Source organism: Pseudomonas sp. AU11447 (assembly GCF_001672555.2).
Taxonomy (GTDB): domain Bacteria; phylum Pseudomonadota; class Gammaproteobacteria; order Pseudomonadales; family Pseudomonadaceae; genus Pseudomonas; species Pseudomonas nitroreducens.
This window is the reverse complement of the sequence record NZ_LZDG02000075.1, coordinates 65,191-89,762: the sequence shown is the minus strand read 5'-3', so window position 1 is coordinate 89,762 and position 24,572 is coordinate 65,191. Positions and strand designations below refer to the sequence as shown.

The following is a 24,572-nucleotide window of genomic DNA, read 5'->3' as shown; positions in this document are numbered from 1 at the left end:
TCGAGAAGGGCCAGGCGCGGTTCCAGGGTCAGCTCATAGCGTGCTTCATCTCGRGAGGCCGAGAGTCTTTTGAAGCGGGTAATCACGCCATGAAGTGTGCGCAGTGGAGCTACGGGCGGCGGTGTGAAACCGAGGATGGTGATCGAGGGCGGGACGGCACGCAGGCTGAAGCTGGCATCCTTGCCGAGCAGGGTGTCGGCAGCGATGTCGAGATCCGGGCTGGTTACCTCGATGGCGTAGCAGAATGTCTCGCTGAGTGCCTCGGTTCCGGAAAACGCGAGCACATCCAGCAAGGCGCTCTGGCCATCTACTGTGACGGTGTGCCGGCTGTGGTCAAAGAAGGTGCGTATCTCGTTGAGCATGGTCAGACCTCCGCGCTTTCGAGAGCCGAAGGCTCTTCGCTGAACGCCAAGGCAATGCCGTTCTCAACGCTGTAGTCGAGGGTGACAGCGGTGGCTCTGCGCTGGCTGGCTTGGCGTTGCAGCAGTTGCTGGCTGAGCACTGGCAGGATCTGCTGGTTGAGCAGGCTGTCGATGTTGCGGGCGCCGCTGTCGGGCAGCAGGCAGGCGTCGACCAGTGCCTGGTTGAGGCCGTCATCGATGCGGCAAGTAATGCCGTAGTGGTGCTGCAGACGCTTGGCGACCTGGCCGAGCTTGATGGCGACGATCTGGCCCAACGCGGTGGCATCCAGCGGCCGGTAGATCAGGGTCTGGAAGCGCGCGAGCAACGCGGGCTGGAAGTGGTCGCGCAATACCGGGCGCAACAGCTCCTGCAGGTCGCTGTTGGTGGCCTCTGGACGCTCTTCCAGCAAGGCCTGCAGTCGATCGCTGCCCAGGTTCGAGGTCATCAGGATGACGGTGTTGCGGAAGTCGATTTCGCGCCCTTCGCCATCGCGCATGAAGCCGCGATCGAACACCTGGTAGAACAGATCGAGGACGTCGCGGTGGGCCTTCTCTACCTCGTCGAGCAGTACCACGCTGTAGGGGCGCTGGCGGACCGCTTCGGTCAGCACACCGCCCTGGCCATAGCCGACGTAACCCGGCGGAGAGCCCTTGAGCTGGCTGACAGTGTGGGCTTCCTGGTACTCGGAAAGGTTGATGGTGACCAGGGACTTTTCACCACCGAACAGACAATCGGCCAGCGCCAGGGCGGTTTCGGTCTTGCCGACGCCGCTGGTGCCCACCAGCAGGAAGACGCCCAGCGGTGCGTTCTCGGAGGTGAGGCCGGTCTTGGCAGCACGCAGTCGTTGCGCCATGTCGGTCAGGGCGCTGTCCTGGCCAATGACCCGTTGGCCAAGCTGTTGTTCGAGTTCGAGCAGGTTGGTCTGTTCGTCCTTGAGCAGGCTGCCCAAGGGGACACCGGTCCAGTCGGCGATCACTTCGGCGACGCAGCGGGCGTCGACGTCCAGTGATAACAGTGGGTGGTCGCCCTGGAGGGCTTCCAGTTGCTCTTGCAGACCTGTGCACGCCTGCGGTGCGCTGCTTCGAGCTTCCAGCAGTTCACGGGTCAGCGCGAGCTCCTGCTGGTATTGCTCTTGCTGCTGGAGGAGTTGATCCTGCAACTCGAGCTCGCGGGTGCTGATGGCCGTCAGGCGCTCTGTTGCCAGAGTGCCGCTGAGCTGGGCATCTTCTTCGAGTGCATGGCGCTCAAGCAGCAGCGCTTGCTGTTCCGCCTTGAGCTGCACCAGCGGTTGCGGTTCGCAATCAAGACTCATGCGGACACGGGCGCTGGCGGTGTCAAGCAGGTCGACGGCTTTGTCCGGCAATTGGCGGCCGGTCAGGTAGCGACGCGACAGGGTCACGGCGGCCTGCACGGCCGCGTCCTGAATATGTACCCCGTGGTGGCTGGCATAGCGGGCCTTCAGACCGCGCAGCATGAGGCAGGCGCTGGTATCGTCGGGCTCGTCGACCTTGACCATCTGGAAGCGGCGCTCCAGGGCGGCATCTCGTTCGAAGTACTGTTTGTACTCGGACCATGTGGTGGCAGCGATGGTGCGCAGTTCGCCACGAGCTAGCGCGGGCTTGAGCAGGTTGGCGGCATCGGCACCGCCGGCCTGGTTGCCGGCGCCGATCAGGGTGTGGGCTTCGTCGATGAACAGCAGGATTGGCGTTGGCGACTGCTGCACGGCATCGATGACGTTCTTCAGGCGCTGCTCGAACTCGCCCTTCACGCCCGCGCCGGCCTGCAACAGGCCAAGATCGAGTGTACGAACGCAGACCTGCTTGAGGCTGTCCGGCACGTTGCCGCCGACAATCCGCAAGGCGAGTCCTTCGACCAGTGCGGTTTTACCAACGCCGGGTTCGCCGACGAGTATGGGGTTGTTCTTGCGCCGGCGGCCGAGGATATCGATGACCTGGCGGATTTCGTTGTCACGGCCGAAGACTGGGTCGATACCACCTGCCCAGGCCTTGGCGGTGATGTCCTGGGTGAACTTGTCGAGGATCGCGATGTTGGCTTCAGCTTTCGCGGCAGGCTGGGTTGCCGCCGGGTATGGCGGCGCCTCGGCCAGGGCTGCTTCTTGCTGGATCGACTGGCGCTCCTGGGATTGTTCGTCCAACACGGGCAGCAGGCGCTCGATCTGGGTATGGCCAACACTGAGCAAGGGCCACGCGGCGTCGCACTCCAACAATTCCGGCGTTTCCCGCAGGGCACTGAGCAGGTGCGCCGAGCGCAGGGTTTCGACTTCACCCTGCAGCGAAGCCATCAGCCAGGCGTCTTTGATCAGTTGTTCGAGCTTGGGCGACAGCTGAGGTTTGTCGCGCACGCTGCGTGGCAAGGTGTCGAGGTGATCCAGTAACCCCTGCCAGAGACTGTCCAGATCCCACTCATACCGACGGGCAATCAGGGTCAGGTCGCCCTCCCCCGTCTCCAGCAACTTGAGCAGCCAGTGCTCGAGAGTGATGAAGGCATGAGCGCGAGTCTGGCACAGCGATGCGGCAGCGCTGAGGGCTTGTGCGCAATAGGGATTCAGGCGGCGAAGCAGGTGGGTGGACTGGGCCATGGGGCGATCCTTGCTGACGCGTTCATCTCGCTCCCATGCATTGCGTGCAGCGAGGCGAGAACTGGGGCGGCGTGATCACCGACCGGCGGGATGGGAACCGCCGGCCAGTGAGGCAGGTTTAGGCGCTCTGACGCTCGTTCCAGGCGTCGGAATGGATGATGTTGCCGTCCTTGTAGGTCCAGGTGATCTTCTCGTAGCGCAGCTCAACCAGTTCCAGATGGTTGTGCTTCTCCTTGCCCGGGTCCTTCACGTCGTGCATTTTCGGCGCGACTTTCACGACCTTGACGTTCTCCAGGAGGGTGTTGAAGTACTCGACTTCCTGGCCGGCATCATCGATGCGGTACCACTTGAACTCGGCGCTCTTCAGGGTCTGACCCGAGCTCACTGCCTTGTACAGGTAGGGGCTGGAGGCATCGATTTCCTTGGTGAAGACGAACGGCGTGTGTACGCGGGTGCCTGTCAGCTTGCCGGTGTTGTTGTCGGTGGGGATGTACAGGCAGTGATCCTGCGCTACCACTTCAACGCTACCTTCGCGCTTCTGGACGTCGACCGAACCTTTGATGTCCGCACCGCCGTCGTCTTTGAGCCACAGGTAAACTGGGATTGCCATGTGAGGTTCCTTCTACAGAGACAAATGCGCCGCTGGCTTTTGCCGCGGCTGGGGTTGGCCGCCGGACACCTGGGTGGGGAGCACACAGGCTCCCGACTCTGGCACCAGGCGGATGTCGACCCGGCGGTTGGCTGCTCGCCCCTCCGGTGTGTCGTTGCTGCTGAGTGGTTGGTCTGCGCCAAAGCCCTGAACGGCGAAACAGCTGTCGGGGATGTCGCCCATGCGCTGCATCCAGTCGCGTACCGCGCCTGCACGGGCGCGCGACAACAACTGGTTGCGTTGGGGATCACCGGTGGCGTCGGTATGCCCGGCAATCACGATCAACCAACCCGGCTGGGCCTTGATGTCTACCAGGGCGCTGATCAATACCTTGGTCGAGCCGGGCTTGAGCTCGGCACTGCCGCTGGCGAACAGTGAAAGGCTGTCCAGGCGAACCGGATCGGGGATCTTCGCCAACACCGGCTTCGGCGCCGGAACTCTGTGGGCAGCAAGCGCTGCCAGGATTGGAGGCCGGATTCGTTCGGCGCTGTAAAGGCCAAGCCCCAGCGAAAGAGGCTCGCCTTCGCGGTAGTAGCGATCCAGTGTCGTAGCATCACCACGCAGTACGTTGACTGCCTGCTCCCGCAACTGAAATTCAGGCTGTTCAAGTGTGCTGGGCTCGGGTATCGCCTGATAGCGCCGCAGGTCGTCGCTGACCTGGCGCAACAACAGACGGTTCTGCCAAGCCGAGCTGCACAGCGCAATGCCGGCGGCGAGGACGAAAAGCCAAAGGCCACGCACGGCTGCGCGGCGAGTCGGCGTAAGGCCCGTCTGCTGGGGCAGTATGGGCAGAAGCGGATCGGGGAACGGGAGCGACACCTGTTCCGTTGCCGCCACAACCGGCAGAAGCGCAATGCGGTCGTGGAGCCAGCGCGCCCACAAACTTCCAGGTGAGACGGCCCTGGAGCCGGACACCAGTGTCATGGCACACGCAATAGCTGGACAGGGTGCATCCCGAGAATCACCGGACACCAGGTGCGGCAGGACCGACATGACCAACCAGCGGCCCAGGCTCTCGATCTGCACGCTGGCTCTCAGGCGCATTGAGCTGCTGGAGCTATCCGCCGCACGCTGTTGCCACTGCCCTACCGATAGATGCCCCATGCCCTCCCGCACAGACATCCCCGTTTGTTCCGCCTCCCAGGTGAACCAACTGCCGTCAGCCTGAGGGGATGGCAGGTAACTGCCCAGCAGGACGGGCAAGGCCACGCCGTTTCTACGGATGCGCGCAATCTGGTGCCGGAACGTCTGGATGGCACCGGTGAGCTGGGCACTGTCGGTCTGCTCGGCTGGGTTGACGATGTAAAAGACGCCCAGTTGGCCTGCCCAGTGGGGGCGGTTGGCCAACACGTAATCGATGATCGTGGGCAACCGGTCCAGACTCGGGACTCGCAGGTAGCACCCCTGTTCGGTGATGCGCAGAGCCAGTTGACTCTCCGGTGCGTCCCCGAAGAGCAAGCGCAGGCCATCCCCGCACACCGCCACCACCGGTCCGCGGTAGCCGTCCGCCGGCAGCGCACAGCCACTGGCCAGTGCAATAGCAAGGCGATGCTGCGATGCAGAACGGCTGCTGAGAAGCCACCCCGCAACAACCAGGATAATCACGACAAGCGCCGACAGCACTTGCGCGAGCTTGGACAGCGGCAGAATCGCCAGGATCAGCACCAGGCCGAGCCCCCCTGTCCAAAGCCAAAGGGCACGCGCTGCTTTGAGCTGCATAGCCATGGTTAAACCTGGCCGGCCAATAGCGTGGAGACGGTGTTCCCAAGTACTCCGAACAATACCAACCAGAGGCCGATCAACAGCACGGCAGCGGCCGTCAGGTGCAGCCAAGGCAGCCTGAGCCAGTGGCGCCAACTGCCCCCGCGCGAACGGACCAGCAGCGGCATCGATCCCGCAGCAGCAAAGGGCTCGACATGCTCATTGAGAGCGACGAGTAGCTGCTCACGTTCGGGCGCTGTCTCGGAAGGGTAGCGCCCCAGAAAACCGAGCATCAGGACGCGTTGGTAGCAGGTCAGAACTCGCAAGTCGGGGGCGGGCTCAGCCAGGGCCTCGCGCATATCTTCGTAGAGCTGCTCACCTGCCTGGTGGCGGCTGAAAAAATGTGCCTGGAGTGGCTTTGCTGCCCAGACTGCATGGGCTTGCTCCGACGCATTGCGCAGCACGGTTTCATCGAGCAATGCGCATTGGGCATAGCTGATCTGGTTGACCGCACGTTGACTCACGCCAGCATCGACAAGGAGGTTACGGCAGTACGCAACCTGCTCGGCGCAATGAGACCACAGCTCATTCCCGTCCTTCGGCGAGGCCTTCTGATGCAACTCCACGACCAGCAGATAGCTGTCCAGCAACAGGGCATCGATGTCCACGGTGGGCGACTTGCCTGTGACCCTGGTCATGAGCGCAGCACCGCGAACAGATCCAACTGAACGTCTCCGAGCGTGCCGGGGACATAGAGAGCGCAGATACCGGCCGCCAGCATGTCGCGCGCCTTGGGGTGGCTCAGGTCAAAGGCGAAGTACAGGTTTCCCAGACGGACGGGAACCGCTGCCGGCACATGGCCAAGCGGAACCAGGGGGACACCATCGAGTGCAACGTTGACGAGATGGTCGACGTCGTCTGGCGCTCCAACTTTGCAAAGGCGCGGGAACTGGCTCTGCACTTGGGCGGCAGGCAGGCTGGAGCGCACCGAAAGGTAGAAGTCGACTCCCTCTGCGTCGCGTAGCCGGCCATCGTGCAAAACCACTTGCCAACGGTGTGTGTTGGGGTGCTCAAGTTCCAGCGCGATCACACGGGACGGCAGGCTGGCCTCAAGCAGGGTCGAGATGAGCGCGAACAAAGGCGGAAAGACCAGTTCCAACCGCTCATGCTGATAACCCGGTATGGCCCCGATGTCATGCTCCAAAGAGAAGGTCAGCAGGCTGCCAGCCAGCTTGGTGAGTTCCAGGTACACCCCTTCGGGATGCCGTGCTGGATGTGCCAGCAGGTCCGCCAATACGGGTTGGTAGCTGTTCAATGCATTGAGCAGCCAGAACAGCGAAACATCCGCCACGGCGAAGTCGGCCATGCGCTGGTTGCTCTCGCGGCGCATGCCCATCAATCGGCCGCGCTTGGCGGCCAATTGAGTCATCAGGTTGTCCAACTGGCTAAGCAGCTGCGGCTGGGCCTCGAAGCTGAGCAGCGGTGGGACAAACTGCGGGTCCAGGGTCCAGATCCCCTGAACGTCGCGGACCACTCGTGCTACCGGGCAGGTCAAGTACTCAGCGTTTTCATCGCTGTCCAGGCGAAGTGACAACACATGTTCCAGCACCGCGATGGATTGGGTCTCGTCACCGTAGAGGTCCTGCACCTCGCGCCAATCACGGCGATAGCGCGTTGGCTTGGAGGCCGTGCCTTCCTCCAGCAGACAGTTGTCACCATTGGCATGTTCGAGCGGCAATGCCAGCAGCAGCGTAGCGGTTGGAGCTCCATCCTCGGTCAGCCGATCGAGCTCCACCGCCGGCGGCAGTCGATCGGACGCATCACCGTCGATCAGCGTGCCGTCCGGCATCCGCACACGCAGGCGTGTGGCCTTGAGCTTGCCCAGCCTGAGTGCATCCAAGTCAAACACTGCAGCCTGTACGCCCCAGGGGTAAGCACGCGACATACGCGCCACGCATTCGTTGGTCCAGGCTTCCCATCGGGCCTGCTGCTGGAATTGCTGCGGGGACAGTAATGCCCCCGCCCCCCATAAGGGGCGATCGATTTTCATGTGTGGCTTCCGTGTGAATGCTCAGGCCTTGGCCTTGGGCATCTGCGAGACCAGAGACAGGTTCACGTCCATGCCTTCCACCTGGAAGTGCGGTACGGCATAGAGCTTCACGCGGAAGAAGCCCGGGTTATCCTCGATGTCTTCCACCGTGACTCTGGCGTCGCGCAGAGGATGCGAGGCCTGCAGGTCATCACTGGGGTCCGTCATCTCGGTGACCAATCCACGAATCCAGTTGTTCAATTCCAACTCGAGCACACGCCGATCCTTGGTGGTGCCGATGTTTTCGCGCTGGATCAGCTTCAGGTAGTGGGCAATTCGCGATAGCAGGAAGATGTATGGCAGACGGGCATTGATTCGGCTGTTGGCCGTCGCGTCCGCAGTTTCGTAGAGCGCCGGCTTCTGCGCGCTATTGGCGGAAAAGAAGCACGCGTAGTCCCGATTCTTGTAGTAGGACAGCGGGATGAAACCCAGGTTGGCAAACTCGAACTCGCGGGTCTCGGGGATCATCACCTCAGAGGGAATTTTCACCTGGTTGCCGGTACCCAGGTCGAAGAGGTGAATCGGCAATCCGGTCACTGCGCCACCAGCTTGCGGTCCACGAATCTGCACACACCAGCCGTTGTTGATGAAACTCTTCACCATGTTGGCCGCGAAGGCGAACGAAGCATTGGTCCAGAGATACTTATCGTGGTCCGGCCCCTTCACACTCTCGATGTAGTTGAAGCTGCGCACCGGAATGGTATCCGGACCATACGGCAGTCGACCCAGCACGCGAGGCATGGTCAGGCCGATATAACGGGAGTCATCGCTGTCGCGGAAGGACTTCCACTTCAGGTACTCCGCGCGATCGAAGTAGTTGCCGATGTCCTTGATGGCCGCCACCTCCTCCATCGACTCCTTGCCGAAGAACGCCGGGCCGACAGAGCCAATGAAAGGCATGTGCGCCGCTGCGGCCACCTTGGAGATATTGCGCAACAGGGCAATGTCTTGCGGACCACGCCCAAACTCGTAGTTGGAGATGGCAGCGGCGATAGGCTCACCACCAGGAGTGTCGTATTCATTGGTGTAGGTGTGAACGTACAGGCCGCTCTGGGCGATCTCCGGCGCATCCTCGAAGTCCTGCACCAGGTGATCCTTGCTGATATCCAGCAGCTCGATGCGCACGTTGCGGCGGAAATCGGTCTGGTCGATCAATGACTTGACCCCGCGCCATGTCGACTCGACGCGCTGGAAGTCTTCGTGGTGCATCACAGCATCCAGCTGGCGGCTGATCTGGGCGTCCAGGGAAGCGATATGCTCGTCCAGCAAGGTCTTGTCGAGGCGTTCGACCTTCTGCGAGGACTGTTTCAGCAGATCAAGAAAAACACTGACCGCAGCTGTCACCCGTTCATCCGCGGAAGCTTCGGACAGTGCATCGCTATTCTGGTAAATCTCGATGTTCGTCAGTTGCGACACAGGATTGAGATTGATCTTGTCGAACAGGCTGGCATAAATGCCTTGGCCTTCATGAGTTACGACGCTGGCGCTTCCAGCGTGCGCAACAGTTCCTTCCGCAGACGCAGACATAAGTCACTCCTTGATAGTTGATTAGCGGTCTTGAGGAGCTAGCTGAGCCAGTTCGGCACGCAGCTTGTCGCTCAGGGCGTCATCCTTGAGGATGCGCTCCAGCTCTCGGCGGAAGGTGGCGTTGTCCAGCAGGTTGGACTTGAGGTCGCGGAGCAGATTGCGCATGGCCAACATGGCGCGCAACGCTGGGATCTGCCGAGCGACCTGTTCCGGCTCGAAATCCTTCATGTCGCGGAACGTCAACTCGACGGCAGCGTCCGAGCCGTCGTCAGCCACGGTATTAGGCACCGCCAACTTCACACTCGGGTGAAATTCGGTCAGCACGCTATTGAAGTTATTCTTATTGATATCGACCTTGCTGCGCTCGGACAGGGGGCGATGCTCACGGCCGTTACTGTAATCGCCCAATACCATGAGTTTAAGTGGGAGTTCCACTTTCTTCTGCGCCCCGCCGGTATGCAGGTCCAGCTTTATATTAACGCGCGCCTTCGGCACTTCATTCTGGAAACTATCAGATGCCATGATTACCTGCCTTGCAGTTCCTTTGTTAATGCATGCACACAACGCGACAGAAAGCTCTGCACGGCCGATGCGCGCGACGAATCTGAAATCAAAGCCACTCAAGGCGAACGGTCTGTGCAGCGACCGGCCGTACCACCCCACAAAAAATATCTGGAACCGTACTGCTACTTAATCTCGCTGCGCCAACAAAGACCTTTCGTGAGAGGACACGAGACTGCCACGAGCCAGAACTAATTCAACACCAACTGTTAGAGTTTGTAGATTTTAGGAATTTCCCTACAAGAATCAGCCAGAAATATCTGATGAAAAGTAGATTTTCAAACTGCCGAGCGGAAGTTAGTCGTAGGAAAATTCAGAACTATTAATTGGCTCAATAAGAACGTCTCGATATCAACCGGTGTGATTTCGACCCTTCGACGCCAGGAGTCCATCCCGACCTGATTTTGTCCTCTGTCGGGACTTGTGAGCAGACCATGGCAACCCCTATCATGAGAAGCATTCTCAAATGATAAAGCTTCGCCATGCCCGCGCTCGACGCTCCCCTCCACGCCGCCGTCAGTGACCTCTACCAGCACCATCACGGCTGGCTGCAGGGCTGGCTGCGCCGGCGCCTGGGCTGCCACGAACAGGCGGCGGACCTGGCCCAGGACACTTTCACTCGCCTGCTCGGTTCACGCCGTGTGCTGGAGGCTCGCGAGCCGCGAGCCTATCTCGCCACGGTGGCCAAGGGGCTGATGATCAACTGGTTCCAGCGCCAGTCGCTGGAGCGCGCCTACCTCGAAGCCCTCGCCAGCATCCCCGAAGAACTCGCGCCTTCGCCGGAGCAGCGCTACCTGGTGCTGGAAACCCTGCACGAGATCGACACCCTGCTTTCGCGCTTGCCCGACCCGGTGCGCCAGGCCTTCCTGCTGGCGCAGGTCGAGGGGCTGAAGTACGAGGCCATCGCCGAGCGCCTCGGCGTTTCCCTTGGCTCGGTGAAGCGCTATATGCAGCAGGCATTCCGCCATTGCCTGGAGCTGATGGAATGAGCGCCGCAGAGCCCATCGCTCCGCGCATCCTCGACGAAGCGGCCGACTGGCTGGTGCGCCTGCATCAGGACACCAGCGAGGAAACCCGCCGCGCCTGTGCCGACTGGCAACGCCAGAGCCCCCAGCACGCCCGCGCCTGGGATCGTGCCGAGCGCCTGATGGGGCATCTCGGCAGCCTGCCGCCAGCACTGGCCATGCCGACCCTGGGCCGTGAACGCCAGCTCGACCGCCGCCGTGCGCTCAAGCAGCTTGCCATGCTATTGGCCGTCGCGCCGGTTGGCCTGGCCGCCTGGCGTACGCAGCCCTGGCAGGACTGGAGCGCGGACCAGCACACCGGCGTCGGCGAGCAGCGCAGATGGCCGCTTCCCGATGGCAGCCTGCTGACGCTCAATACCGACAGCGCCGTGGACATCGCCTTCACTCCGGCGCAGCGCCTGGTGCGCCTGTTGCGGGGGGAGATCTTCCTCGATGCGCGCGTGGACAGCCGACCTTTCCTGGTCACGACCCGCGAAGGCCGCATGCACACCCGCGAAGCGCGCTTCAATGTGCGCCAGGACGAGGGGGCGACCCGCGTTGCCGTTCTCCAGGGCCGCGTCGAAGTAGTGCCGTCGCACGGAGCCGGCCAATGGCTGGGCGCCGGGGAGTCTGTGCTGCTGTCGGCACTCGGCATCACCTCGGTCGTCCCCTCGCTGGCCCCGGACGCCTGGACCCACGGCATGCTGATGGCCGACCGCATGCCCTTGCAGACGCTGCTGAGCGAATTGGGCCGCTACCGCCGCGGTGTGCTGCGCTGTGATCCGGCGGTGGCGCATTTGGCGGTTTCCGGGGCTTTCCCGCTGCTGGACAGCAACCTCGCGCTATCGATGCTGCAGTCCACCTACTCCCTGCGAATCCGCCGGGTGACGGACTTCTGGATCACCCTCGCAGCGGCCTGAAGACAGGCGCCGGGCGTTGATGCAAAATATTTTCAAAAAGAAGTGAGACTTTTTCTCACTTCAGCTGGCAACAGGGGAACATCTCCCGACACGAAGCCCGCAGAGGCCCGAAGGTACCCCGTCCATGTCCAGCAGCAGACACGTCCAGCCCTCTTCGCTTTCCCTGGCGGTGCGCACCGCCCTCTTCTCCCTGGCGGTTGCCGTCACCGCTCCGGCGGTAATGGCCGCACCAGCCCCCGGTGAAGTGCGCAGCTACAGCATCGCCCCCGGCCCGCTCGGCCGCGCCCTCGCGTCGTTCGCTGCCGAGACCGGCGTGCGCCTCTCCTTCGAACCGGCCCTCACCGACGGCCTGCAGAGCCCGGGCCTGAGTGGCAACTACTCGACCCAGGGAGCCCTGGACCACCTGTTGCAAGGCAGTGGCCTGGAACTGGAGCAGCGCGGCGACGGCACCTTTACCCTGATCCGTTCGCCCAGCCCCGATGCGTTGCAGATGCAGCCCTCGCTGATCACTGGCCAGGCCGCCGGCCCGGAGGACCTGCCGGCCGAGTACGCCGGCGGCCAGGTGGCGCGCGGTGGCCGCCTGGGCCTGCTGGGCAATACCGACCTGATGGACGCGCCCTTCAGCATCACCAGCTACACCGAGAAGACCATCCAGGACCAGCAGGCGCGCAGCGTCGCCGACGTGCTGAGCAACGAGCCTTCGGCGCAGATCGGCAGCGCCCGCACCAACCTCAACGAGGACTTCTCCCTGCGCGGCTTCCCGGTGGTCAGCGCCGATGTCGCGCTCAACGGCATGTACGGCCTGGCGCCGTTCTTCCGCGTGCCGGTGGAAATGGCCGAGCGCGTGGAAGTGGTCAAGGGCCCGAGCACCATGCTCAATGGCATGCCGCCCAGCGGCAACGTCGGCGGCGCGGTGAACCTGGTGACCAAGCGAGCTGGGGATGAACCACTGAACCGCGTGACCGTGGACTACCTCTCCGACTCGGTGTTCGGCACCCACCTGGACATCGGCCGCCGCTTTGGCGAGGGCAAGGAGTTCGGCGTGCGCTTCAACGGCGTGTACCGCAACGGCGATACCACGGTGGACAAGCAGGAACTCGAAGACAGCCTTGGCTCCCTTGGCCTGGACTACACCGGCGAGCGCCTGCGCCTGTCTGCCGACTACATCCACCAGCGCGAGGACATCACCAACGTCGTGCGCCAGTTCACCGCCGGCCCTGGCGTGACGAAGATCCCCCACGCCCCGGACAACGACCTGAACTACCCCGGCTACGGCGATTCGGAGATGACCGACCGCACCCTGGTTGTGCGCGGCGAATACGACATTGCCGACTGGCTCACTGGCTATGCCGGTTACGGCGACCGCCGCAGCGAGATGGACGCCCTGGCCGGCAACCCGGTGCTGACGGGCAACGACGGCGACTTCGTCTCCTCCCCGGCCTGGCAGGTCTACGACGTCGGTTCGCACTCCGCCGAAGCCGGCCTGCGCAGCACCTTCAACACCGGCCCGGTAGAACACAAGCTGAACTTCGGCGCGACCCGCGTGGTGCAGAACTCGGACATCTTCTTCCTCTACACCGCCTTCCCGTCGAGGGCGTCGAACCTCTACAACCCGATCTACTCCGGCACGCCGAGCACCGACGACTATCCGAAGAACGTGCAGAAGTACACCGCAGCCACGCTCACCAGCTACGCGCTTGCCGACACCCTGTCGGTTCTCGACGGCCGCGTCGAGTTGACCGTCGGTGCGCGCAAGCAGCGAGTGGAGTCGCAGAACTACGAGATGAACGTCGGCACCCCGGCAGGCGCCGGCTACGACGAGGAAAAGACCACCCCGATGGCCGGCGTCGTGGTCAAGCCGTGGGAGAACATCTCGCTCTACGCCAACTACATCGAAGGCCTGAGCCCAGGCGAAACCGCGCCCATTGGCACTGCCAACGCCGGGGAAATGCTCTCTCCCTATGTCTCCAAGCAGAAGGAAGTCGGCGTCAAGGGCGAATGGGACGGCTTCGGCGCCACCCTCGCCGCCTTCGAGATCAAGCGCCCGAGCAGCGTGAACGACAATGGCCGCTTCACCCGTGGCGGCGAGCAGCGCAACCGTGGCCTGGAGCTGAGCCTGTTCGGCGAGGTGGCCGAAGGGGCACGCCTGCTCGGTGGCGCCTCCTATACCCAGGCCAAGCTGACCAAAACCCAGGACGGCCAGTACGACGGCAACAACGGCATTGGCGTGCCGCGCCGGCAACTGAATCTCGGCGGTGAGTACGACATCGCCCAGGTGCCGGGCCTGACGGTGACCGCGCGGACCATCTACACCAGCGAGCAGTATGTGGACCAGGCCAACAGCCTGAGCATCCCCGACTGGTGGCGCCTGGACCTGGGCGCGCGCTACCGCTTCGAGACCCTCGGCAAGCCGGTGGTGCTGCGCGCCAACCTGGATAACGCGTTCGACAAAGACTACTGGGGCACCTCCACCGCCGGGTATCTGTACCTGGGCGAGGGGCGCACCCTGCAGTTGTCCGCGAGCGTGGACTTCTAACGAAAAGAACGAGCCTGACGATGACCGCCAAAGCCCTTCGCACCTGGTACCTGGTGCACAAGTGGACCAGCCTGATCTCCACGGTATTCCTGCTGATGCTCTGCCTCACGGGATTGCCGCTGATCTTCCATGAAGAGATCGAGCACACCTTCGAACCGCACCCGGAGCTCAAGCCGCTCACCGAGCAGTCGCCGAAGATCGACTACGACGACGTGGTGGCCCGCGCCCTGGCGAAGCGGCCCGGCGAAGTGGTGCGCTTCGTGTTCTGGGAACAGGACGATCCGCTGGGCGCGGTCCTCACGGCTCCGACCCTGGTGCCGCCGCCGGAGGATGGCCACATCCAGCCCTTCGACGCCCGCACCGGGGAGTTCTTCGATCCGCTGCCGCCGCCGGGCGGCTTCATGCACATCATGTTGAAGCTGCACACCGACCTGTTCATGGGCTTGCCCGGCTACCTGTTCCTCGGCTTCATGGGTTTGCTGCTGGTGGCGTCGCTGGTCTCCGGCGTGGTGGTCTACACGCCATTCATGCGCAAGCTGGACTTCGCCACCGTGCGCTCCCAGCGCAGCTCGCGGTTGAAGTGGCTGGACCTGCACAACGTGCTGGGCATCGTCACCCTCGCCTGGGTGCTGGTGGTCGGCGTCACCGGGGTGATCAACACCCTGGCGCTGCCGATCCTGATGCTCTGGCAAGGCGGCCAGCTGGCCGAGATGACCGCGCCCTACAAGGACGCGCCGCCGCTGGAAAGCCTCGGCTCGCTGCACAAGGCCATCGACACCGCCCGCAAGGCCGCTCCGGACATGGAGGTCAGCTTCGTCGGCTTCCCCGGCACGCAGTTCAGCAGCAAGCACCACTACGCCGTGTTCATGCGCGGCAACACGCCGCTCACCGAACGCCTGCTCAAGCCCGCGCTGGTGGATGCCGAAACCGGCGAGCTGACCGACATGCGCGAGATGCCGCTGTACGTGAAGACGTTGCTGCTGTCCCAGCCGCTGCACTTCGGCGACTACGGCGGCATGCCGTTGAAGATCGTCTGGGCGCTGCTGGATATCGTCAGCATCGTCATCCTCGCCAGCGGCCTGTACCTGTGGCTTGGCCGACGCCGCACGCCCCTCGAGAAACGCCTGGCGGAACTGGATTCCGGCGGTCTGAAGACGGAGGTCAAGGCATGAGGCGCGGACTCTGGATGATCTTCCGCTGGCCCATCGCGCTGGCCGTGCTGAGCACCTTCGGGCTGCTCTCCGCACTGCTCGGCGATGGGGTTTTCGACGTGCTGTCGTGGATTTCCCTTGGTGTTCCGCTGCTGCTGATCGTCTTTGTAGGAATGAGAATGCCCCGTCGACCCAAGGAGCCCCGCTGAAATGACCGCCATGCCACCCCAGGCGCCGACCCTGAACCTGCGTCCGCTGATGTTCGAGACTTTCGTCTGCACGGTGGCCGTGATGTCCTTCGTCGCGCTGATCGGCCCGGTGGCGCGCACCCTGGGCCTGGCGCCCTGGCAGGCGGGCATGACGGTGACCGTCGGTGGCATCGCCTGGATGCTCATGGCCCGCGTCTGGGGCATCGCCAGCGACCGCCTGGGCCGCCGCCGCGTGCTGCTCAGCGGCCTGGCCGGCTTTGCGCTGACCTACGCCCTGCTCTGCGCCTTCATGGCCCTGGCGCTGAACACCTCGATGTCGCCATTACCAGCCTTCATCGGCATCGTTGCGCTGCGAGGGTTGGCGGGCGGTTTCTACGCCGCCGTACCGGCCTGCTCGGCGGCACTGGTGGCTGACCATGTCAGCGCCGACAAGCGCGCCTCCGCCATGGCCGGGCTTGGTGCAGCGAGCGCCGTGGGCATGGTGGTCGGGCCGAGCTTCGCCGGCCTGCTGGCCATGCTCGGTCTGGCCCTGCCGCTGCTGCTCACCTGCCTGCTGCCGCTGCTGGCCCTGGCCGTGCTGTGGAAGTGGCTGCCCGACAGCCAACGCCTCAGCGAGCGCAAGGGCCCGGCCCTGGCGATCACCGACCGGCGTCTGCGCCGCTCGCTGACCCTGGGCTTCATCGCCATGGTCTGCGTCACCGTTGCGCAGATGACCGTCGGCTTCTTCGCCCTCGATCGCCTGCAACTGCCGCCCGCCGATGCCGCCCGCGTCGCTGGCATCGCCTTGACCTCGGTTGGGGTAGCGCTGATCTGCGCGCAGATCCTGGTACGCAAGCTGAACTGGGCACCGCTGCGGCTGATCGGCGTGGGCGGCGTGATTTCGGCACTGGGCTTTGCCTCGGTGTGCATCGCTGTCGCACCGTGGATGCTCTACGCATCGTGCTTCGTCGCCGCTGCCGGTATGGGCTGGGTCTTCCCCGCCGTCTCGGCGCTCAACGCCAACGCCGTGGAAGCCGACGAACAGGGCGCCGCCGCCGGCAGCCTGGTCGCCGTGCACGGCCTGGGCATGATCACCGGCCCGCTGCTGGGCACCCTGCTGCACCAGGTCGATAGCCGCGCACCTTATGTGCTGATTGCCGTGCTGCTGGTCCTGGGCGTGGCCTGGACCGTGCTGCCGCGCAAGGGCACCGTTGCATGACGATCGCCGACGGCCTGCTGCTGGTGCTGCTCGCCGTCGCCCTGCTGGGTTGGTGGCTGCGCCGCCGCCCGCTGGCGCTCGGCTCTGCCCTGCTGGCGCTGCTCGTGGCGCTCTACGACGTCTGGGATGATCGCTGGCAAGCCGGCATGGCAGCCGCCACCGCCCTGCTGCTCGTTCTCGGGCTGTTGTTGCGGAGAAAGCGCCCGGTTCGGGTACCGGCCTGGTCAGGGATATTCTTCACCCTGCTGGCGGGTGTGGCCGTCGCCTCCCTGTATTTCTTCCCGGTGTCGCCGATGCCCAAGCCCAGCGGGCCCTATCCGGTGGGCGTGCGTGACTTCGAGCTGATCGACCCCAGTCGCACCGGCCTGCTCGGCGCCCCCGCCGGCAAGGCGCGCCGGCTCCTGGTGCGCGTCTGGTACCCGGCCAGACCGACCGTGGGCGCACAGCCCCGCAACTATTTCAGCGACGCCGAAAGCCGCAGCACCGCACGCGGTTTCGGCGAGCTGTTGCATTTCCCACCGTTGCTCACGCACCTCCGCCACCTGCGCACCAATTCCTATGAGAATGCCCCGCTGCGCCCCGCCCCAGGGCGCCTGCCGGTCGTGCTCTACAGCCATGGCTATGGCTCCTTTGCCGGCATGAACGGACGGATCATGGAGGAACTCGCCAGCCACGGTTATGCGGTTTACTCCGTGCAGCACACCGGTGACGCCTCGCCCACGCTGTTCCCCAACGGTGAAGTAGCGCCGACCGACCCGGCACTCTACGACCACCTGCGCGATGCCTTCGAACACGGTTTCTCCCCGCTCCTGCTGCAAGGCTACGGCGAAGACGACCTGGCTCGTCGCCTGGACGGCCAGTTGCGCTTCGCCACCGAACTCAAGCCACCGGCGGACCGCGCCACCCATCTCAGCGCGCCGATCTGGCTGGCTGATCGGTTGTTCGTCCACGATCGCCTGCAGGCCGGAGAAGTGCCGGCAAACGTGGCCGACCTGGTAGCCGCCAGCGATTTCAGCCACGTCGGCGAGATGGGCATGTCCTTCGGCGGCTCGACCACCGGCGCCGTGTGCATGGTCGACACGCGCTGCGCCGCGGCGGTGAACCTCGATGGCGGCGACTTCGACTTCACGCCGTTCGACGAGGACCTGCCGGTACCGCTGTTGATGCTGCATTCAGACCTGTCGCTGTTCTACGGCATACTTGGTCTCACCTCGCCAGCACAGCCACGCAGTTTCAACGACTTCTCCTACGAACGTATCGAGCACGCCGGGCAGAACCCGCGCATCCATCGTCTGGTCATGCGCGATGCGTTGCACGCCGGCCTCACCGACAATGCGCTGTACCTGCGCCGGCCACTGCGTGACAGGCTGATCGGCAGCGCACCCACCGACGTACTGATCGAGGCCCCCGCGACGCTGGTACTGGGCTTCTTCGACCACTACCTGCGCGGCCGCGACAACGGCTTCCCGCAGGCGCAAATGGCGCCGTATGCCGACTGGCTGACGCCCTACAGCAATCGCGCGGTGAGCCAATGGTGGAAGGGCCTACCGGAAGCCGAACGCGCCCACTGGGACAAACGCATCCGTACGATGCACCTGCAGCGGCAGGTGTCAGGGCGGTAGAACAGGAGCGGTCGGCAAAGAGCCCTTGTAGGAGCGAGGGGGCGCCTGGCTCTTGCTCGCGAACCCTATATCGAGTTCGGCAGAGCGCCAAACCTCTTCGCGAGCAAGCTCGCTCCTACAAACAGACAAGTACCTCAGGCATGCCAGCAGCGGTACCAGCCATCCTGCTCGGTCACTTTCAGCGGAGCCTGGTACAGCGCCGACAGGTTTTCGCTGGTGAGAATCTCCGCCTTCGGCCCGTCGGCCACGACCTTGCCGTTGGCGATCAGCACCACCCGTTCGATTTCCGGAATGATCTCGTCGAGGTGATGGGTAGTGATGATCATCGCGTGCTCCGGGCCGCAGAAGCGTCGAAGCAGGGTGAGCATCTGCAGGCTGGCACCCATGTCCAGGCCATTGGCCGGCTCGTCGAGAATCAGCGCGCGGGGTTCGTGGATAAGCGCGCGGGCCAGCAGCAGGCGGCGCTTCTGGCCGGTCGACAGGCGCTGGAACATGCGCTCGGCGTAGCCGTCCATCTCCACCTGGGCCAGCATCTCGCGTGCCTTCTCCGCCTGTTCCGGCGTTGGCTGCAGGTGACCGTGGCTGCCGATGGCGCCAAAGAAACCGGAGATCACCACGTCCAGCGCCTGGGTGAAGGGTGTGTAGTCTTCCTGCAGGTCCTGGGAGACGAAGCCGATGCGGCTGCGCAGGTCCCACAGGGTGACGTTCTGCAGACCGAACAGGTTCAGCGAGCTGTCCGGCCGGTCCACCGGATAAAGCTCGCGGCTGATCAGCTTGAGCAGCGTGCTCTTGCCGGCGCCGTTGGGGCCGAGGATGGCGACCTTCTCGCCTTCGCCGATATGCAGGGAAAAGCCATCCAGCACGCGGGTCTGCTGCTGGTAGGCGGTAATGTTGTTGAAGTCGATCATGGGAAAGTCGGCAGGCAGCGAACGAAGGCTTCCCTTCTACCATGCCTGGCACCGTCGCAGCAGCCTCTTCGCTGTTAAGCACGCGATAACCTACAGTGACTAGCGTTCACCGATCGCCGAGACGCCTGTCGGGATGTCAGCCATGACCACTCCGGAAACGCCCTCCCTGGACGACGATATCTGCGTCCACATCTTCTCCGTCTCTGCCACCATGGTGGGCGTATGCCTGACCGTGATCGGCATCATCCGGGTAATCCTCACCCTGCGCCGGGAAGACCTGATCATCGATGACATGGTGGCGGTCAACCTCATGTTCTACCTGGTCGCCGCCCTCTGCTCCTATTGGAGCCTGCGCACGCACCGCACGCTGCGCAGCCAGCGGATGATGCAAGTGGCCGATACGGTGTTCCTGGTCGCCCTGGTGTTCACGGCGGTGAACGCCGGGTTCATCACCTGGATGATGACGTCCGCCCTGCCAGCCTGAAAAAGCGGGCCGCCATCGGCGGCCCGAAATCGGGACTTCCTGCCGGTGGCCGGTTCAGGCGGCCGGCTGCATCAGTTCGCAGAAGACCTGCAGGTGATGATCATCGTCGCCGAACTGGCGGGCGATCATCAGCAGGTGCTTGGCGTGGTGCGAGAACGCATATTCCCAGGTCAGGCCGATCCCGCCGTGCAGTTGAATACCCTGGTCAGCGATGTAGCGACCAGCCCGGCTGACGATGTACTTCGCGGCGGCCAGGGTCCGGCTGCGCTCGTCGCTGTCCGCCTCGTCGGCGACACAGGCCGCCAGCAGCGCCATGGACGTGGCCTGTTCCAGTTCGATGCGCATGTCGACCATGCGGTGCTGCAAGGCCTGGAATTTACCGATGGGCTGGCCGAACTGCTGGCGCACCTTCAGGTAATCGAGCGTCAGCTGGCAAGCCGCTTCCATGCTGCCCAAGGCTTCGCCGCACTGCGCGGCAATGGCGCGGCCCTGCTGATAGACCAGCGCAGCCAGGGCTCCCCCCTCCTCGCCCAGCAACGCTGCAGGGGTGACGACCACGTCGTCCAGATGCAGGTCGCACGCCTTGCGTCCGTCCATGGTCGGGTAGGCACGCCGGCGCACACCGGTGCTCTGCGGGTCGACCAGGAACAGGCTGACCCCGGATTCGTCACGCTCGCCTCCACTGGTACGTGCCGACACCAGGATCAGCCCCGCACTGTGGCCGGCAAACACGGCGCTCTTGTGGCCGTTCAGGCGCCAACCGCCCTCGACCCGCTCCGCACGCGTACGCAGGTCATGCAGCTGGTAGTGACTCTGCGGCTCCTCCAGGGCAACCGCCAGTTGCAGGCTGGCCTCGGCCACCTGCGGCAGCAATTCCTCACGCTGCGCAGCGTTGCCTAGCTGGGCCAGCAGGCCGCCACCGAACACCACCGAATGCAGGTAGGGTTCCAGGCACAGGCCGCGGCCCAGCTCCTTGGCGATCAGCAGGATGTCGACACCGCTACCGGCGAAGCCACCATAGCTTTCTGCGAAGGGAACCGCTGTCAGCCCCAGCGCGCCCAGTTGCTTCCAGGATTCGCTGCTGAAACCCTGCGGGCTGCGCAGGAGCGTCTCGCGCTGCTCGAAGGTGTAGGTATCGCGGACCAGGCGGGCCGCGGTGTCCTGCAGCATCTGCTGCTCTTCTGTGAGTCTGAAGTCCATGTTCGTGGTTCCTTACAGCTCGAGGATCATCTTGGCGATGATGTTCTTCTGGATTTCGTTGGCGCCCCCGTAGATCGAGGCCTTGCGGGTATCCAGGTACTGGTAGGTGGCAGCGCTGCTGTCGGCGGTATGCAGCGGTTCGCACGCCTCGCCATGGCCCAGTTCGTCTTCGAGGAACGGCAAGGCGTAGGCACCCACGGCCTTGCTGATCAGGTAGGCGATCTGTTGCCGCAGCTCGGTGCTCTTGATCTTCAGGATCGAACTCTCCGCACCGGGCGCCCCGCCATCGCGAGCGGCGGCCAGGGTACGCAGGTTGCTCATCTCGGTGGCCATCGCCTGCATCTCGACATCGGCAACCTGGGCGCGGAACAGGGGGTCCTCAAGCAGGGGACGGCCGTTGCGCAGCTCGCGAGCGGCAACACGCTTGAGACGCTGCAGCATGATCTTGGTCATGCCGATGGCAGCGATGGTGGTGCGCTCGTGGGTCAGCAGGTACTTGGCGCAGGTCCAGCCTTCGTTCTCGCGCCCCACCAGGTTCTGCACCGGTACGCGCACGTTGTCGAAGAACACTTCGTTGACTTCGTGCTCGCCGTCCAGGGTGATGATCGGGCGAATGGTGATGCCCGGAGTTTTCATGTCGATCAGCAGGAACGAGATACCGCGTTGCTGCTGCGCTTCCGGGTCGGTGCGCACCAGGCAGAACATCCAGTCGGCATAGTGCGCCAGGGTGGTCCAGATCTTCTGGCCGTTTACCACGTAGTGCTCGCCGTCACGCACCGCGCGGGTCTTCAGTGCCGAGAGGTCGGAACCGGCGCCCGGCTCGGAATAGCCCTGGCACCACCACTCGCTGCTATCGAGGATACGCGGAAGGAAGCGCGCCTTCTGCTCCGGCGTGCCGAACCTGATCAGCACCGGCGCGACCATCTTGGCGCCGAAGGAGACTACTTTCGGCGCCCCGGCTACGAAGCATTCCTCTTCGAAGATGTGCTTCTGCACCACTCCCCAGCCGGTGCCGCCGTACTCCAAGGGCCAGCCTGGAGCCAACCAGCCGCGCTGGTCAAGGGTGCGCATCCAGGCAACCTGCTGCTCCTTGCTCAGGCGCTTGCCCTGGAGAATGCGGCTGGAAATCTCCGCCGGCAGCTCGCTGCGCAGGAATGCCCGGACCTCCTCGCGGAAGGCGATTTCCTCGGGCGTGAAATGAATGTCCATCGGGTGGTTCCTCGGCAATCCGTCGGCGGCAAGGCCGGTATCAGGTGGACGGCGCTCGCGGCGCCAGGCCGCGAGCGAGGTAGCTCACTGGTCGAAGACGATCACCGAACGAGCCAGTTCGCCGCGGCGCAGTTCGTCGAAGGCGTCGTTGATCTGCTCCAGGCGAATACGCTGGGAGATCATTTCGTCAAGCTTGAGGCGCCCTTGCAGGTAAAAGTCCACCAGCCGCGGCAGGTCCACCGGGAATCGATTGGAGCCCATCAGCGAGCCCTGCAGGCGACGCTCATTGAGCAACTGGAAGGGATCGACCTCGATCTTCAGGCCAGGCTTGATCATCCCGATCACGGTGGCCGAGCCGCCGCGCGCCAGCATGGCGAAGGCCTGCTCGGCGGTCTGCTTGAGGCCGATGCACTCGAAGGCATGATTGACCCCACCACGGGTCAGCTCGATGACCTGCTTGACCGCGTCGCCACCGGCGGCATTGACCACGTCGGTAGCGCCGAACTGGCGCGCCAGTTCCAGCTTCGAGTCGAGCATGTCGATGGCGATGATCCGCCCTGCCCCGGCCAGCGCCGCGCCGTTGATCGCAGCCAGGCCGATGCCACCGCAACCGAGCACGGCCACCGTTTCGCCCGGACGCACCTTGGCGGTATTGAAGACCGCCCCGGTACCGGTCGTCACGGCGCAACCCAGCAGCGCCGCGCGATCCAGCGGCATGTCACGGCGGATAGCCACGCAGGCATGCTCGTGTACCAGCATCTGCTCGGCGAAACCGGAGAGGTTGACGAACTGCGGCATCGGCTTGTGCGCATAGGTCATGCGCGGCTCCTCGTGCTTGCCGCGGCGCGTTTCCGGCGAAACGCACAGCGCCATGTGCCCGGTGACGCAATGGGGACAGTGGCCGCAGTAGACCGTCAGGCAGGTGACCACGTGGTCGCCCGGCTTCACCGTGCGCACTTCCGATCCGACCTGTTCGACGACGCCGGCGGCCTCGTGGCCCAGCACCATCGGCCCCGGATAAGGGAAGGCGCCCTCGATGACGTGCAGGTCGGAATGGCAGACGCCCACGGCGTGGGTGCGAATCAGCACCTCGCGCGGGCCGGGCTTGCTGATACCGACCTCCTCGATGCTCAGCGGGGCGCCGACTTGATGGAATACCGCAGCTTTCATGAGTTCTCTCTCGCAACAGGACAGGAAGGCGCAGCGGACCAGCGCCGCGCGCGTTGGGACGTACGGCTGATGTCAGCTCGCGCGGAACACGGCCTTGGCGTGACTGAAGGTGCGGAAGCCATCCACGCCGTGATACGCCCCCATGCCGCTGGCGCCCACACCGCCAAACGGCAGGCTTTCCATGGCGGCATGCTGCATGACGTCGTTGAGGGTCACGCCGCCGGAGCAGGTAGCGCTGAGCAACAGGGACTCTTCACCGGCATCCTGGCCGAAGTAGTAGAGGGCGAGCGGACGTGGCCGGGCATTGACGAAGGCGACTACGTCGTCGAGGGAGCGATAGGGCTTGATCGGCAGCAACGGGCCGAAGATCTCGTCCTGCATCACCTGCAGCTCGTCGCCCGGGTTCAGCAGCAAGGTGGGTACGATCTTCCGCGTGGCGGCATCCAGCACTTCACTCGCCGGGTTCAGCTCGATCAGCTCCACGCCGGCACGACGGGCTTCATCGAGGTAGCCCTGCAGACGCTGGTAGTGGCGCGCATTGATGATCGCGGTGTACTCGGGGTTGTCCGCCAGGTGCGGCAGGAAGCCCGCGAGGGTCGCCTTGGCCACCGCGACGAACGCGTCCAGTGACTCTTCCGGAACGAAGACATAGTCGGGCGCCACGCACAGCTGCCCCGCATTGAGCACCTTGCCGACGACGATCTTGGCCACTGCTTTCCTGAAATCGGCGGAGCGGGAAATCACCGTCGGCGACTTGCCGCCCAACTCCAGGGTGACCGGAACCAGGTTCTCGGCAGCGGCGCGCAGCACCTGCTTGCCAATGCTGCCGGCCCCGGTGAACAGCAGATGATCGAAGGGCTGGCTGCAGAATGCCTGGCCGACCTCGGCGCCACCGGTGATGACGGCGACTTCGTCCTGCGCATAGACCTCGCCGATCAGACGGGCGAACAGCGCGGACGTGTGCGAGGTGTATTCCGAGGGCTTGATCATCACCCGATTACCGGCGGCCAAAGCGCCGGCCAGGCCGTTGAAGAACATATTGCCGGGCACGTTCCAGGCCGTGACGATACCCACCACGCCCAGCGGCTGATACTGCACCCAGGCCTCTCCCCGAGGGACCTGGCGCGGTTGCGGCTGCATCCATTCGGTGAGTGCTTCCTGGGCCTGTTTCAGCGTCGCCAGTGGGCCCAATACTTCACTCAGACGGGAGAACATCGGGCTGCGTTGACCGAAGTCGGCAGTCAACGCATCAATGATCGCCTTCTCGTGGCGGACCAGCAGGTCGATCGCCCGCCCCAGCAGCTCGATGCGCTGTTCGGCGCTCCAGGTGCTGCTGGCGCGACTGGCAGCGCGCTGCTTGTCGAGAATGGCGCGGATGGCGGCATGGGGCGAGGATTCAATGGCGCTGGTCACAACGGCTCCTATTGTTCTGA

Annotated in this window: 21 protein-coding genes; 8 read left to right on the top strand and 13 right to left on the bottom strand. The window is 64.1% G+C overall.

Features of this window, described 5'->3' with window-relative positions; genetic code table 11:
- The 8 genes from A6723_RS26460 to tssB form a co-directional block, all read right to left on the bottom strand.
- The coding region (locus A6723_RS26460; protein WP_256546978.1) for a contractile injection system protein, VgrG/Pvc8 family at window positions 1–362 on the bottom strand (362 nt) is incomplete at its 3' end.
- Window positions 363–364: 2 nt separating this feature from the next.
- A complete protein-coding gene (tssH, locus tag A6723_RS26455) occupies window positions 365–3,001 on the bottom strand; it encodes a type VI secretion system ATPase TssH (RefSeq protein WP_054909304.1) in 2,637 nt (878 codons plus the stop codon).
- A 118-nt stretch (window positions 3,002–3,119) separates the two neighbouring features.
- Entirely contained in the window at window positions 3,120–3,611 is a 492-nt protein-coding gene (locus A6723_RS26450; protein WP_054909303.1) for an Hcp family type VI secretion system effector, read from the bottom strand.
- A gap of 12 nt (window positions 3,612–3,623) precedes the next feature.
- Window positions 3,624–5,375: an OmpA family protein gene (locus A6723_RS26445; protein ID WP_306304367.1), complete on the bottom strand. Its 1,752-nt coding sequence runs from the start codon at window positions 5,373–5,375 to the stop codon at window positions 3,624–3,626.
- A 2-nt stretch (window positions 5,376–5,377) separates the two neighbouring features.
- Window positions 5,378–6,049 carry a type VI secretion system protein TssL, short form gene (gene tssL / locus A6723_RS26440; protein ID WP_054909302.1) on the bottom strand — a complete coding sequence of 224 codons (672 nt, stop codon included), beginning with the start codon at window positions 6,047–6,049 and terminating at the stop codon, window positions 5,378–5,380.
- Window positions 6,046–7,401 carry a type VI secretion system baseplate subunit TssK gene (gene tssK / locus A6723_RS26435; protein ID WP_054909301.1) on the bottom strand — a complete coding sequence of 452 codons (1,356 nt, stop codon included), beginning with the start codon at window positions 7,399–7,401 and terminating at the stop codon, window positions 6,046–6,048. The genes tssL and tssK overlap by 4 nt, the downstream gene beginning before the upstream one ends.
- Before the next feature lie 21 nt (window positions 7,402–7,422).
- On the bottom strand, window positions 7,423–8,967 hold the full coding sequence (gene tssC, locus A6723_RS26430) for a type VI secretion system contractile sheath large subunit (RefSeq protein ID WP_054909300.1): 1,545 nt from the start codon (window positions 8,965–8,967) through the stop codon (window positions 7,423–7,425).
- Window positions 8,968–8,988: 21 nt separating this feature from the next.
- Window positions 8,989–9,489 carry a type VI secretion system contractile sheath small subunit gene (gene tssB / locus A6723_RS26425; protein ID WP_054909299.1) on the bottom strand — a complete coding sequence of 167 codons (501 nt, stop codon included), beginning with the start codon at window positions 9,487–9,489 and terminating at the stop codon, window positions 8,989–8,991.
- 521 nt (window positions 9,490–10,010) lie between these two features.
- Between tssB and A6723_RS26420 the strand changes: the two genes are divergently transcribed.
- From A6723_RS26420 to A6723_RS26390, 7 genes are all read left to right on the top strand, one after another.
- The gene (locus A6723_RS26420; protein WP_054909298.1) at window positions 10,011–10,517 is read left to right on the top strand and encodes a sigma-70 family RNA polymerase sigma factor; all 507 of its coding nucleotides are present in this window, start codon (window positions 10,011–10,013) and stop codon (window positions 10,515–10,517) included.
- A complete protein-coding gene (locus A6723_RS26415) occupies window positions 10,514–11,452 on the top strand; it encodes a FecR domain-containing protein (protein WP_054909297.1) in 939 nt (312 codons plus the stop codon). The genes A6723_RS26420 and A6723_RS26415 overlap by 4 nt, the downstream gene beginning before the upstream one ends.
- A gap of 124 nt (window positions 11,453–11,576) precedes the next feature.
- Window positions 11,577–13,988 (top strand): TonB-dependent receptor, encoded by a 2,412-nt coding sequence (locus tag A6723_RS26410; RefSeq protein ID WP_054909296.1) that lies wholly within the window; start codon window positions 11,577–11,579, stop codon window positions 13,986–13,988.
- Window positions 13,989–14,008: 20 nt separating this feature from the next.
- A complete protein-coding gene (locus A6723_RS26405; RefSeq protein ID WP_054909295.1) occupies window positions 14,009–15,160 on the top strand; it encodes a PepSY domain-containing protein in 1,152 nt (383 codons plus the stop codon).
- Window positions 15,157–15,348, top strand: coding sequence for a hypothetical protein (locus tag A6723_RS26400; protein ID WP_054909294.1), 192 nt, complete (start codon window positions 15,157–15,159; stop codon window positions 15,346–15,348). Before A6723_RS26405 ends, A6723_RS26400 begins: the two co-directional genes overlap by 4 nt.
- A gap of 1 nt (window position 15,349) precedes the next feature.
- Complete coding sequence (locus A6723_RS26395; protein ID WP_054909293.1) at window positions 15,350–16,546, top strand: MFS transporter; 1,197 nt, start codon at window positions 15,350–15,352, stop codon at window positions 16,544–16,546.
- Entirely contained in the window at window positions 16,543–18,168 is a 1,626-nt protein-coding gene (locus tag A6723_RS26390; RefSeq protein WP_054909292.1) for a dienelactone hydrolase, read from the top strand. Before A6723_RS26395 ends, A6723_RS26390 begins: the two co-directional genes overlap by 4 nt.
- Window positions 18,169–18,302: 134 nt before the next feature.
- Here the strand turns inward: A6723_RS26390 and A6723_RS26385 are convergent, their stop codons facing one another.
- Complete coding sequence (locus A6723_RS26385) at window positions 18,303–19,076, bottom strand: ABC transporter ATP-binding protein (RefSeq protein WP_054909291.1); 774 nt, start codon at window positions 19,074–19,076, stop codon at window positions 18,303–18,305.
- A gap of 142 nt (window positions 19,077–19,218) precedes the next feature.
- Between A6723_RS26385 and A6723_RS26380 the strand changes: the two genes are divergently transcribed.
- Window positions 19,219–19,560, top strand: coding sequence for a hypothetical protein (locus A6723_RS26380; RefSeq protein ID WP_054909290.1), 342 nt, complete (start codon window positions 19,219–19,221; stop codon window positions 19,558–19,560).
- Window positions 19,561–19,614: 54 nt separating this feature from the next.
- Here A6723_RS26380 and A6723_RS26375 read toward each other — a convergent pair whose 3' ends face one another.
- From A6723_RS26375 to A6723_RS26360, 4 genes are all read right to left on the bottom strand, one after another.
- The gene (locus A6723_RS26375; RefSeq protein WP_054909289.1) at window positions 19,615–20,760 is read right to left on the bottom strand and encodes an acyl-CoA dehydrogenase family protein; all 1,146 of its coding nucleotides are present in this window, start codon (window positions 20,758–20,760) and stop codon (window positions 19,615–19,617) included.
- A gap of 12 nt (window positions 20,761–20,772) precedes the next feature.
- Window positions 20,773–21,969: an acyl-CoA dehydrogenase family protein gene (locus A6723_RS26370; RefSeq protein WP_054909288.1), complete on the bottom strand. Its 1,197-nt coding sequence runs from the start codon at window positions 21,967–21,969 to the stop codon at window positions 20,773–20,775.
- An 84-nt stretch (window positions 21,970–22,053) separates the two neighbouring features.
- The gene (locus A6723_RS26365) at window positions 22,054–23,139 is read right to left on the bottom strand and encodes a Zn-dependent alcohol dehydrogenase (RefSeq protein WP_054909287.1); all 1,086 of its coding nucleotides are present in this window, start codon (window positions 23,137–23,139) and stop codon (window positions 22,054–22,056) included.
- A gap of 72 nt (window positions 23,140–23,211) precedes the next feature.
- Window positions 23,212–24,552 (bottom strand): coniferyl aldehyde dehydrogenase, encoded by a 1,341-nt coding sequence (locus A6723_RS26360; protein WP_256233823.1) that lies wholly within the window; start codon window positions 24,550–24,552, stop codon window positions 23,212–23,214.
- Between the last annotated feature and the right edge of the window lie 20 nt (window positions 24,553–24,572).